The organism is Streptomyces sp. NPDC058964 (assembly GCF_042741275.1).
GTDB lineage: Bacteria > Actinomycetota > Actinomycetes > Streptomycetales > Streptomycetaceae > Streptomyces.
On record NZ_JBHYKH010000291.1, the window covers coordinates 1 to 11,234 of the forward strand.

Consider the following 11,234-nt stretch of genomic DNA (forward strand, 5'->3'; position numbering starts at 1 on the left):
TCCCACCCCACCGCTCGGGGCCACGGTGGCCGTCTCGCCCATCGCCGGATGTGTGAGGGCCCCGCGGCCGGTGGCCCCGGGCCCACCGCCGGGAGGGGCACCGTCTCAGGCCTCGGTTCCCCGGCCGGACGACAGCACGCGGCCGAGGGCCGTACAGGCGCCGGCGCGGGAGGCGCTGGAGATGGTCGGCCCGCCCCGGCGGGCGCGACACCCCGACGTCCCCGCGCCGCCTTCTGCCGCGCCCCGGCCGGCGCCCGACCGGGCCCCCTCGGCCCGCGTCCGTCCCCGTCCTCAGCCGCACCGCGAGCCCCGGGTCCAGGCGCCGGTCGTGATCCCGGATGTACCCCGGTCCATGCCCGAGGCGCCCGACGTGTGCGCGCTGGGCAGGAAATACGGCGGCTGGCGGCCGGACAGCCCCGAGGCCCTGATCTGCGGGCGCACGTACGGACATTGACTACGTCGGCCGACGACGGACCGGACCCCACGGGTCTCCCCCCGGCGGGTCCGCCTCACCGAGCCGCAGCTCCAGCCGGATGATCGCCGCCCTGACCCCGTCCCCGTAGCTGTCGTCGGTGAGTGTCACGGCAGCTCCGCGGGCCCGGCGCAGATGGATGCGGGCGGCCTCGGAGTGGCCCAGTTTCACGTAGTCGGTGGCGAGGTTCAGGTGCAGGGAGGGGTAGAAGCTGTGCAGCGCCGTCGGGCCCTCGCCGTCGGCCGCGAGTTCCTCCGCCGCCGACAACGCCCGCAGGTCCCAGGCCAGTTCGTCCGAGGGGTCGTCCTGGGTGTCGGCCAGGTAGTGGGCCAGTGTGCAGCGGTGCACCGGGTCCCCGTCCTGCCCGACCTCCGCCCACAGGTCCAGCAGCCGGCGTCTGGCCTCCTCGCGGTCCCCGCCGTGGTGCAGCATGACGACCTGCCCGATCCGGGTGAGCACGGCGTCCGGTGCCGTCTGCTCCTGCCGCTCCGCCACCGCGTCCTCCAGGCTGATCCGAGAGACAGGCCCAGTCGGCTGTCCCTCCCGACGCTAACCGGCGGCACCGGCGATCCCCGTCAGGCGGCCCCGCGTACGGCACGGGGCCGCCCGCGCGGCGGTCAGCCCAGGTTCGGGATCGTCCAGTCCACCGGCTCGTGGCCCTGCGCGGCGATCGCCTCGTTGATCTGCGTGAACGGTCGGGAGCCGAAGAACTTCTTCGCGGACAGCGGCGAGGGGTGGGCGCCCTTGACCACCACGTGCCGGGTGTCGTCGATCAGGGGCAGCTTCTTCTGCGCGTAGTTCCCCCACAGGACGAAGACCGCCGGGTCGGGCCGGTCGGCCACCGCGCGGATCACCGCGTCCGTGAACTTCTCCCAGCCCTTGCCCTTGTGCGAGTTGGCCTCGCCGGAGCGCACGGTGAGGACCGCGTTGAGCAGCAGGACGCCCTGCTGGGCCCACGGCATCAGATAGCCGTTGTCCGGGATCGGCGTGCCGAGCTCCTCCTTCATCTCCTTGTAGATGTTGCGCAGGGAGGGCGGGGTCTTCACCCCGGGGCGGACCGAGAAGCACAGGCCGTGTCCCTGGCCCTCGCCGTGGTACGGGTCCTGGCCGAGGATCAGGACCTTGACCTTCTCGTACGGCGTGGCGTCCAGCGCGGCGAAGACCTCTTCGCGCGGCGGGTAGACGGGACCCTTCGCCCGCTCCTCCTCGACGAACTCGGTCAGCTCCTTGAAGTAGGGCTGCTGCAGTTCGTCGCCCAGAACCCCGCGCCAGGTTTCGGGCAGCATGGCGGTGTCGGTCACGTCAACGTCCTCACGGTGTGCGGTCACTTGCAGGTGGTGCGTTCTCCGAACCTACAGGCGCCCACTGACAACCGGCTCCCGTCCCGATGAACGCGGCGGCTACCAGCTGGTCTTCCGGTACAGCTCCCAGACCATCATGATCGCCGACGGGTCGAGCGACCGCCCCGCACCGGAGATGTCGACGCTCGTGGCCAGGTACTGCTTGCCCTGCCACAGCGGCAGCAGCCGCACGTCGTCCGCCAGGATCGCCTGCGCCTGCCTGAACTCCTTCACCACCAGGGCACGATCGCTCTGGCGGCGGGAGCGGGGCAGCAGGTCGTCGGTGATCGTGGGCGCGGGGTAGGGCGTGCCGACGGCGTTCTGCTTGCCGACGAACGGCGCGATGAAGTTGTCGGCGTCGGGGAAGTCGGGGGACCAGCCGCGCCCGAACACCGGGTACTCGCCCTTCTGGTAGCCCGTCACGTACTTGTTCCAGGGGCGGCCCTGCAGGGTGATGGTGAACAGGCCGGAGGCCTCCAGCTGCCGCTTGATCTCCTGGAACTCCTTGGCGGTCGCCGAGCCGTAGCGGTCGGTGGTGTACCAGAGGGTGAGCGGCACCTTCTGGGTGATGCCGGCCGCCCTGAGGATCTTCGTGGCCTTGCTGACGCTTGGGTCGCCGAAGTCGTCGAAGTAGACGGTGGTGTGCCCGGTCAGACCGGCCGGGACCATGGAGTACAGCGGTTCGACGGTGTCCTTGTAGATCCGGTGCGCGATCTCGCTCCGGTTGATGATCTGGGCGATGGCCCTGCGCACGGCCGTCTTTGCGGCCCACGGGTCCTTCGGGTTGAACACCAGGTACTCGATCTCGTTGCTCGGTCCGTCGATGAGGTCGATGTCCTTGGAGTCGTGGGCCTGGAAGGAGATGACGTCGTCGGCGGCCAGGCCGCGGAAGGTGATGTCGAGCTTCTTGTCACGCAGGTCGTTGGCCAGCGAGCGCGAGTCCTGGTAGTAGCGGATGGTCACCGCATCGTTTCTGCGCTCTGCGGAGCCCTTGTACTTCTTGTTGCCGACCAGCACGGCCTGCTTGCCCTCCTGGTAGGACTGCAGGTTGTACGGCCCGGACCCGAGCACCTTGCCGTCCTTGCGCAGCGCGTCCTTCGGGTACTGCTCGGGGTCCACGATCGACATGCCGGGCGTGGCCAGCACGAACGGGAAGGTGGCGTCGGGCTTGTTCAGGTGGAAGGCGACCTCGTCGTCGCCGAGCACCTGGACCCGGTCGAGGCTGCCCAGCAGGCCCGCGGGGCCGGTGCTGACGTTGATCTTCTCGATGCGGTCGATCGAGTACTTGACGGCATGCGCGTCCAGCTTGTCGCCGTTGGAGAAGGTCAGATCCGGGCGAAGCTTGCACGTGTAGACGGTGTTCGACTCCGTGAACTTGCAGCTCTCGGCCGCGTCCGGCTCCGGCGTGGTCGCGCCGTCGGGGTAGCTGAGCAGGGTCTGGTAGATGTTGCGGAAGAGCTCCCAGGACTGGTCCCAGGAAGCGGCTGGATCCAGGGTGCTGGGAGCGCTGGTGGTGCCGACCACGATCGGTCCGCCGCTGTCCTGGTCACCGTCGGAGAAGACGCCGCATCCGGCCACCAGGGATATGGACGCAACCGCCGCCACTTTCTGCAGGCATCGGTTCCGGTTGAACAACGCGCACACTCCTCGATCGGCCATACCAAGGGTCGGCAGACCATACCGCAGTGACACGCCGGGTGAACCTGCTTCGTACATGGGTCTTGATCGCCCTGTGCATGACGACGTTGTCATGCCTGCGAACCCCTGTTCCGGCACGACAAAGGCGCCGCTTCCGTCAAGGAAACGGCGCCCATGTGCGCCCTATCGTTACGTCCGGACGAGGGGTCAGGCCACCCCGGCGTTCAGGAAGAGGCCGCCGTCGACGACGAGCGTCTGCCCGGTGATCCAGGCGGACTGCTCCGAGGTGAGGAAGGCGGCGGCGCCGCCGATGTCGGAGGGCACGCCGAGCCGGGCGAGCGGGTAGGCCGACGCGGCCTCCGCCTCGCGGCCCTCGTACAGGGCTTGGGCGAACTTGGTCTTCACCACGGCCGGGGCGATCGCGTTGACCCGCACCCGGGGCGCGAACTCGTGCGCCAGCTGCTGGGTGAGGTTGATCATCGCCGCCTTGCTGACGCCGTACGCGCCGATGAACGGCGAGGGCGCGAGGCCCGCGATCGAGGCGATGTTGACGATCGCTCCGCCGTTGTCCTTCTGCCAGGCGTGCCAGGTCTTCTGGGCGAGGCCGCGCGCCGAGATCACGTTGGTCTCGAACACCTTGCGCGCGACGTCCAGGTCGAGGTCGGCGATGGGCCCGAACACCGGGTTCGTGCCCGCGTTGTTGACCAGGAAGTCGAGGCGGCCGAAGGCCTCCATGGCACGCTCGACGGCCTCGGCCTGATGGGTCAGGTCGTGCGCCTTGCCGGCCACGCCGACGACCCGCTCGGCGCCGAGCCTGTCGACGGCCTCCTTGAGCGCGTCCTCGTTGCGGCCGGTGATGACCACGCGGTCGCCGCGGGCGACCAGCGCCTCGGCGACACCGTAGCCGATGCCGCGGCTGGCGCCCGTGACGAGGGCGACCTTGCCGGAGAGTTCAGGCAGTTCAGTCATGTCCGTGTTCCCCAGGGTCCTCAGTTGAGCGGTCCGCCGGCGACGTACAGCACCTGGCCGGAGACGAAGCCGGCCGCCTCGCCCGTGAAGAAAGCGATCGCGTTGGCGATGTCCTCCGGCTCGCCGACGCGCTGCACCGGGATCTGGGTGGCCGCGGCTGCCTTGAACTCCTCGAAGCCCATCTTGACCCGCTCGGCGGTGGCCTTGGTCATCTCGGTGGCGATGAAGCCGGGGGCGACGGCGTTGGCGGTGATGCCGAACTTGCCGAGCTCGATGGCGAGGGTCTTGGTGAAGCCCTGCAGACCGGCCTTGGCGGCGGAGTAGTTGGCCTGGCCGCGGTTGCCGAGCGCGGAGGACGAGGACAGGTTGACGACACGGCCGAAGCCCGCGTCCACCATGTGCTTCTGGACGGCCTTGGTCATCAGGAACGAGCCGCGCAGGTGCACGTTCAGGACGGTGTCCCAGTCGGAGGCCGTCATCTTGAACAGCAGGTTGTCGCGGAGCACACCGGCGTTGTTGACGAGGATCGTCGGCGCGCCGAGCTCCTCGACGACGCGGGCGACGGCCGCCTCGACCTGCGCCTCGTCGGAGACGTCCGCGCCGACCGCGACCGCCCGGCCGCCGGCCGCGGTGATCTGCTCCACGGTGTCCTTGCAGGCGGCCTCGTCGAGGTCGATGACCGCGACGGCACGCCCCTCGGCGGCCAGTCGTACGGCGGTGGCGGCGCCGATGCCGCGGGCCCCGCCGGTGACGATGGCGACCCGCTGGTCAGTGGTGGACATTGCTGCTTCTCCTCGCCCTCGAGAATTCCCCAGCCGCGGTGAGCGACCGCTTAGTACCTTCAGCAGACGTGACGCTAGAAGCCCTGGCACCCGGTGTCAACGCCACACCGGGTGCATGTGATCCATTACCTCACCAGAAGGCCCAGCAACCGCTCCGCCTCGGCCGCCGGATCCGTGGTGAGCCCCGTGTGGACGGGTCCGGGCTGCACGACCGTGGAGCGCGGCGCGATCAGCCAGCGGAAGCGCCGTCCGGCGTCGTCCCGGGCCGCCTGTCCCGCCTCCGCCCCGCCGCCGCACACGTCCTCGACGGCCCCGAGCGCGGCCCGCACACCCGCCACGTCCGCGTCCGGGTCGAGGGCCAGCAGCCTGGCCTCGTCGAGGTGGACGCGGGCGCCGACGTAGGACCGGGCACGGCAGTAGACGACCACGCCCGCGTTGATGCACTCGCCCCGCTCGACCCGGGGCACGACCCGCAGCAGGGCGTACTCGAAGACGTCCCGGCCGCCGCCCTGACCCGCCCTGGTGATGTGGCGCTCGACCACATGACCGGCCATGTGGATGTGGTGTTGGCTCACTTGTCCCCCTCGATGCCGGTGACGCGCTCGTGGATCACGGCGGCCCGTGCGAGCAGGGGCCGCGCGTATGCCCGCCGGAGGTCGTCCGGTCCGTCGAAGCCGCGCTCACCGGCCAGCCAGGCGTCCGGGATCTCGGCGGTCACCTCGGCCAGGAGGTCCTCGGTGACCAGGTGCGCCAGTTCGGCGGCGGCGCCCGCGACATCGGGGCCGAAACGGACGAGCGCGTGGTCCGAGGCGTCGTAGGGCCGGGCGGCGGAGGCCTCGGCGCCGGGCCAGTTGTGGTGCCAGATCATGGTCGCGCCGTGGTCGATGAGCCACAGTTCGCCCCGGTGCATCAGCAGGTTCGGGTTGCGCCAGGACCGGTCGACGTTGTTGACCAGCGCATCGAACCAGACGATCCGTCCGGCCTCCTGAGGGCTCACCGCGAAGGCGAGCGGGTCGAAGCCCAGGGCGCCGGAGAGGAAGTCCATGCCGAGGTTGGTGCCACCGCTGGACCTCAGCAGCTCCTGCACCTGCTGGTCGGGCTCGCCGAGCCCCAGCACCGGGTCCAGCTCCATCGTCACGAGGCGGGGCACCCGCAAGCCCAGGCGGCGGGCGAGCTCCCCGCAGACGACCTCGGCCACCAGGGTCTTGCGGCCCTGCCCCGCGCCGGTGAACTTCATGACGTACGTTCCGAAGTCGTCGGCCTCGACGAGCCCCGGCAGCGAGCCGCCCTCACGCAGGGGCGTGATGTAGCGGGTCGCGATGACTTCCTTGAGCATCGCCCCAGGTTACTGGGGAGTCGGCGGGCCGTCGGCCGGCAGCGGAACGACAGCTCCGGCCCATGGCCGTCCGATGCCGCAGGTGTCAGGATCTCGACACCGTCTGAACAGGTGGTGCCCGCAGACCGTACCCCTGGACAGATCACCAAGAAGGCTCCGCGGAAGGGACTGTCCACATGACCAGCGCATCGCCCAAGCCCGTAGCGGGACCGGCCCGCCGTACCGTCGTGGCGGCGGCCGGAGCGGCGGGCCTCGCCGCCGCGCTGACCGCCGGCGGATCGGGCGACGACTCCTCGAACTCCTCCTCCAGCGTGTCCGGTTCCTCCGGCACCGCGGGTTCGACCGGTTCCACCGGCACTCAGGACACCGGCTCGGGCACCGCGGGCTCCGGCGGCGGCGACAACGCCGCGGCCGGCGGCACCGCGCTCGCCAAGACCTCGGACATCCCGGAGGGCGGCGGCAAGATCTTCAAGGCCCAGGGCGTGGTGGTCACACAGCCGACGGCCGGCCAGTACAAGGCGTTCTCCGCCAAGTGCACCCACGCGGGGTGCGCGGTGGGCAGTGTCGCCGACGGTGTCATCGTCTGTCCGTGCCACAACAGCCACTTCTCCGCCGCGGACGGAAGCGTGAAGCGGGGTCCCGCGACCCAGCCGCTCGCCGCCGCGAAGATCACCGTGTCCGGCGGCGAGATCAAGCTGACCTGAGCGTCAGGCCCGCCGGCGCGGAAGCTTGAGGCAGCCGAGCACCTCGTCCGTGGTCGCGACCGTGGCGACCAGCGTGAGGGTGTTGCGGATCATCGCGGGAGTGTAGTCCGAGGGCACTCCCGCGATGGCGTCGCGCGGCACGACGACGGTGTAGCCGCGGTTCACCGCGTCGAACACCGCGTTGGGCACGGCCACGTTGGCCGAGACGCCCGTGACGACGAGTGTGCGGCAGCCGAGGTTGCGCAGCAGCGCGTCGACGTCGGTGCCCTGGATGGGCGAGAGCCCGTGCAGCCGCCGTACGACGAAATCGTCCTCGGCGACCTCGATCGGGGCGGCGACGCGCACCGCGGTGGTGCCCGACAACTGCTGGACGGGGAGCCGTTCGGCGGCGCGGAACAGCCGGGCGTTGCGGTTGGCGCCCCGGCCGTCCGGGCGGCGTTCGGCGACGGCGTGGATCACCTGGAGCCCGCTGTCGTGGGCGGCGGCGACCAGCCGCGCGATGTTGCCGAGGGCGCCCGAGGCACGGGCCTCCCGGGCGAGTTCGGGCAACGCGCTGTCGGGGCCGACGACACCCTGCTGGCACTCCACGGTGAGCAGGACGGTGCTCGCGGGGTCGAGGAGTTCGCCGAGCTCTTCGTGCGACGCCATGAGGCACCCTTTCGCCGGGCTGCGGGGCGGGCGAGACTAACGGCCATTGCGCCTGAAAGGAAGACGACTCATTCTTTTCTGACGTGATGTCAGAGGATCTGGGTGACGACAGACCTGGACCGTCTCCTCTGGCACGACGTGGGAGAAGAGGGGGCCGCATGACCGTCACTCAGCGCCGGGGCCGGAAGATCATGATGACGCCGGGCGAGCTGGACGAATTCCTGACCACGCAGCGCACCTGCCGGGTCGCCACCGTGTCCGCGGACGGCGTCCCGCACGTGAGCGCACTGTGGTTCGCCTGGGACGGCCGGTCGCTGTGGCTGTACTCGGTGGTGCGCAGCAAGCGCTGGGCGGAGCTGAGCCGTGATCCGCGGGTGGCGGTCGTGGTGGACTCGGGCGAGGAGTACGACCAGTTGCGCGGCGTCGAGCTGTCCGGAACCGTGGAGTTCGTGGGCGAGGTGCCGCGCACCGGTGAGCTGTGCGCCGAACTCGACACCGCAGAGACCCTGTTCGCGCGCAAGAACTTCGGCCTGGACGAGATGCCGCACGACGGGCGGCACGCCTGGGCCCGGCTGACCCCGCGGAAGGTCGTCTCCTGGGACTTCCGCAAGCTGGGTTCCGCGTAGGGCGGTTCAGCCGACGTCGGCGGCCGCCGCCCGCAGTGCCTCGACGGCCGCGCGGATCGAGGGGCGGCGGTCGGCGTCGGCACGCCAGACGACGTACACATGACGGCGCACGCGCTGCTTGAGCGGGACCATGACGACACCGGGGGGCACCGGGTGCCGCCCCAGCAGCGGTGCGATGCACACCCCCAACCCGGCTGCCACCAGCCCCAGTTGGGTGTGCGTCTCGGCGGCACGGTGGCCGACGATCGGCTCCACGCCACGCGAGCGCAGCGTGAACATCAGCCATTCGTGGCAGAACTCTCCCTCGCCCCAGGTGATCCACTCGTCCTCGGTGAACTCCCCGAGGTCCACCTCGTCCCGGTCCGCGAGCCGGTGGCCGGCCGGCATCGCCACATCGGCGGGGTCGTCGAGGAGGGACGCCTTCACGAGTCCGTCCGGGACCGGCATCGGCTTGTTGTACCAGTCGAGGACGACGGCGAGATCGAGGTCGCCACGTACGACGCCGGCGATGCCGTTCTCCGGTTCCAGCTCGCTCGAGCGCACCCGCAGGGCCGGGTGACAGGTCCGCAGGGACGCGAGCGCGGTGGGGAACAGGCCGCGGGCGGCGGTCGGGAAGGCGGACAGCCGCAGCTCACCGACGACCTGCCCGCGGTGCGCCTCCAGATCGGACTGGGCCAGTTCGGCCTGGGACAGGATCCGCGCCGCGTGCTCCGAGAGCAGCCGCCCCGCGTCCGTGAGGCGCACACCGCGCCCGTTCTTGGCGAGGAGCTGCTGCCCCACTTCCCGCTCCAGCTTGCCCATCTGCTGCGAGACCGCCGACGTGGTGACGTGCAGGGCCTCGGCGGCGCGGCTCACCGAGCCGTGCCGGGCGAGGGCGTCGAGGGTCCGCAGGCGCTCCAGGTTCAACATGTAAGCAATGCTACGAGGTATCCCGTGGAAAGTCTCGATTGTGCTACGTGGTTGGCTGTTGCATCGTTGTAGCCATGACCACCGTCACCACCGCCCGCGCCCGGGTCCGCCCCTCCCTGCGCCCGCGCGCCCGCCTCGACTGGCGCCTCCGCTTCGGCGCCCTGTCCCTGATCTGGGGCTTCAGTTTCCTGCTCATCAAGGTCGGTACGGAGGCATACGCCCCCTTCCAGGTCACCCTGGGGCGGCTGGTCTTCGGCACGGCGGTGCTCGCGGCGGCGATGGCGGTGAAGCGGGAGCGGCTTCCGCGCGGGGCGCGTACCTGGGGTCATCTGGCGGTCGCCGCGTTCCTGCTGAACGCCCTGCCCTTCTCGCTCTTCGCCTACTCGGAGCTGACCATCCCGTCGACGCTGGCGGGCATCTGCAACGCCACCTCCCCGCTGTGGGGCATGGCGCTGTCGCTGGTCGCCCTCTCGGAGGACCGTCCGACGCGGGTCCGTTTCGCCGGCCTCGGCCTCGGCTTCCTCGGGGTGCTGACGGTGCTGGGCGCCTGGCAGGGCTTCAGCGGCCTGGACGCCACGGGTACCGCGATGGCCCTGCTGGCCTCCCTCAGCTACCCGGTCGGCTGGATCTACGTCCGCCGCACGCTGGCCGGGTCGGGCCACTCGCACCTGTCGATGACCGGCGCGCAACTGCTGCTGGCCACGGTGCAGCTCGCCGTCGTGACACCGCTGTTCACCTCGCTCCCGGCCCGCTTCTCCCCCGTTCCGCTGCTCGCGATCGCCGCGCTGGGCGCGCTCGGCACCGGGCTGGCCGTCCTCCTCCAGTACGGGCTCGTCGCCGAGGTCGGTCCCACCACGGCCCAGATGGTCACCTACTTCATCCCGGTCATCGCCACGGCTGCGGGCGTGGCGATCCTGGGCGAGACGCTCCACTGGACCACTCCCGTGGGAGCGGTGATCGTACTCGCGGGGGCGGCTCTCACCCAGGTTCGGCGGAGCGCCTGAGGGGTTGGGGTGCGGGATCGCGCCCCTGCGGTCCCTCCGAGGCCGGTCGGCCTCGGCTACACATAGGTCCTGACCGGTGCCGGGCCGACCGCCGCCGCCACCGCTTCCGCCAGGGGACCCGTCTCCTCCGGCGTCAGCGTCGAGACGGTGATGCGGATCCCGGGCGGAGCGCTCAGGCGGAAGCGGGCACCGGCGGAGACGGCCCAGCCCGCGTGCAGAAGGCGGGCGACCACGCCGGTCTCGTCCGGGACGGGGATCCAGACGTTCATGCCGCTGCGGCCGTGCGCGGCGACTCCTCGGTCCGCGAGCGCGGTGATCAGCAGGTCCCGGCGGCTGCGGTACGCCGCCGCCACCGCCGGACCGTCCACCGCGCCGTCCGTCCACATCCGGACCACCGCGCGTTGCAGCAGAAGGCTCACCCAACCCGGCCCCAGCCGCTGTCTTCCCCGCACCCGGTCGACCGTGACGGGGTCCCCGGCGAGGACGGCCAGGCGCAGGTCGGGGCCGTACGCCTTGGCGACGGAGCGGACGAAGGCCCAGTGCCGGGTGACCCCGGCAAGGGGGCGCGGCGGCAGGTCGACGATGCCGTGGCCGTGGTCGTCCTCGATCAGCAGCGTCTGCGGGTACTCGCTCAGGACGGCGCGCAGGGCACGCGCGCGCGTGGCGCTCACCGAGGCGCCGGTGGGGTTCTGCGCGCGGTCCGTGACGATCAGGGCGCGAGCACCGGAGCCGAGCGCGGCGCGCAGGTCCTCGGGGCGCGGGCCCTCGTCGTCGACCCCCACGGGGACGGTGCGCAGGCCCAGTGC

The 11,234-nt window shown here is 71.2% G+C and carries 13 protein-coding genes; 3 read left to right on the forward strand and 10 right to left on the reverse strand.

All coding sequences use genetic code 11. The features are described from left to right. Positions 1 to 454 precede the first annotated feature (454 nt). From ACFW2E_RS29420 to ACFW2E_RS29450, 7 genes are all read right to left on the reverse strand, one after another. On the reverse strand, positions 455 to 967 hold the full coding sequence (locus ACFW2E_RS29420) for a hypothetical protein (protein WP_384470102.1): 513 nt from the start codon (positions 965 to 967) through the stop codon (positions 455 to 457). 122 nt (positions 968 to 1,089) lie between these two features. Next, positions 1,090 to 1,773, reverse strand: coding sequence for a uracil-DNA glycosylase (locus ACFW2E_RS29425; protein WP_384470103.1), 684 nt, complete (start codon positions 1,771 to 1,773; stop codon positions 1,090 to 1,092). A gap of 99 nt (positions 1,774 to 1,872) precedes the next feature. Continuing rightward, positions 1,873 to 3,447, reverse strand: a complete 1,575-nt coding sequence (locus tag ACFW2E_RS29430; protein WP_384470104.1) for an ABC transporter substrate-binding protein — start codon at positions 3,445 to 3,447, stop codon at positions 1,873 to 1,875. 210 nt (positions 3,448 to 3,657) lie between these two features. Then, the gene (locus ACFW2E_RS29435) at positions 3,658 to 4,419 is read right to left on the reverse strand and encodes an SDR family oxidoreductase (RefSeq protein ID WP_384470105.1); all 762 of its coding nucleotides are present in this window, start codon (positions 4,417 to 4,419) and stop codon (positions 3,658 to 3,660) included. Positions 4,420 to 4,439: 20 nt separating this feature from the next. Next, positions 4,440 to 5,201 carry a 3-oxoacyl-ACP reductase FabG gene (fabG, locus tag ACFW2E_RS29440; RefSeq protein ID WP_384470106.1) on the reverse strand — a complete coding sequence of 254 codons (762 nt, stop codon included), beginning with the start codon at positions 5,199 to 5,201 and terminating at the stop codon, positions 4,440 to 4,442. A 125-nt stretch (positions 5,202 to 5,326) separates the two neighbouring features. After that, the gene (locus ACFW2E_RS29445) at positions 5,327 to 5,776 is read right to left on the reverse strand and encodes a DUF3037 domain-containing protein (protein WP_384470107.1); all 450 of its coding nucleotides are present in this window, start codon (positions 5,774 to 5,776) and stop codon (positions 5,327 to 5,329) included. Beyond that, entirely contained in the window at positions 5,773 to 6,537 is a 765-nt protein-coding gene (locus ACFW2E_RS29450) for a HipA family kinase (protein WP_384470108.1), read from the reverse strand. Before ACFW2E_RS29450 ends, ACFW2E_RS29445 begins: the two co-directional genes overlap by 4 nt. A 176-nt stretch (positions 6,538 to 6,713) precedes the next feature. Here ACFW2E_RS29450 and ACFW2E_RS29455 point away from each other — a divergent pair, with 176 nt between their 5' ends. Beyond that, positions 6,714 to 7,241 (forward strand): Rieske (2Fe-2S) protein, encoded by a 528-nt coding sequence (locus ACFW2E_RS29455; protein ID WP_384470109.1) that lies wholly within the window; start codon positions 6,714 to 6,716, stop codon positions 7,239 to 7,241. Between the two features lie 3 nt (positions 7,242 to 7,244). On the opposite strand, the gene ACFW2E_RS29460 is transcribed toward ACFW2E_RS29455, so the two are convergent. Continuing rightward, positions 7,245 to 7,889, reverse strand: coding sequence for a cysteine hydrolase (locus ACFW2E_RS29460; RefSeq protein WP_384470110.1), 645 nt, complete (start codon positions 7,887 to 7,889; stop codon positions 7,245 to 7,247). 158 nt (positions 7,890 to 8,047) lie between these two features. Between ACFW2E_RS29460 and ACFW2E_RS29465 the strand changes: the two genes are divergently transcribed. Beyond that, the gene (locus tag ACFW2E_RS29465) at positions 8,048 to 8,515 is read left to right on the forward strand and encodes a pyridoxamine 5'-phosphate oxidase family protein (RefSeq protein WP_384470111.1); all 468 of its coding nucleotides are present in this window, start codon (positions 8,048 to 8,050) and stop codon (positions 8,513 to 8,515) included. Between the two features lie 6 nt (positions 8,516 to 8,521). Here the strand turns inward: ACFW2E_RS29465 and ACFW2E_RS29470 are convergent, their stop codons facing one another. Further along, positions 8,522 to 9,424, reverse strand: coding sequence for a LysR family transcriptional regulator (locus ACFW2E_RS29470; protein WP_384470112.1), 903 nt, complete (start codon positions 9,422 to 9,424; stop codon positions 8,522 to 8,524). A gap of 74 nt (positions 9,425 to 9,498) precedes the next feature. Between ACFW2E_RS29470 and ACFW2E_RS29475 the strand changes: the two genes are divergently transcribed. Continuing rightward, positions 9,499 to 10,428 (forward strand): DMT family transporter, encoded by a 930-nt coding sequence (locus tag ACFW2E_RS29475; protein ID WP_384470113.1) that lies wholly within the window; start codon positions 9,499 to 9,501, stop codon positions 10,426 to 10,428. Between the two features lie 56 nt (positions 10,429 to 10,484). Here ACFW2E_RS29475 and ACFW2E_RS29480 read toward each other — a convergent pair. Continuing rightward, positions 10,485 to 11,234: aminotransferase class I/II-fold pyridoxal phosphate-dependent enzyme (locus tag ACFW2E_RS29480; RefSeq protein WP_384470114.1), on the reverse strand; the 750-nt coding region annotated here is incomplete at its 5' end.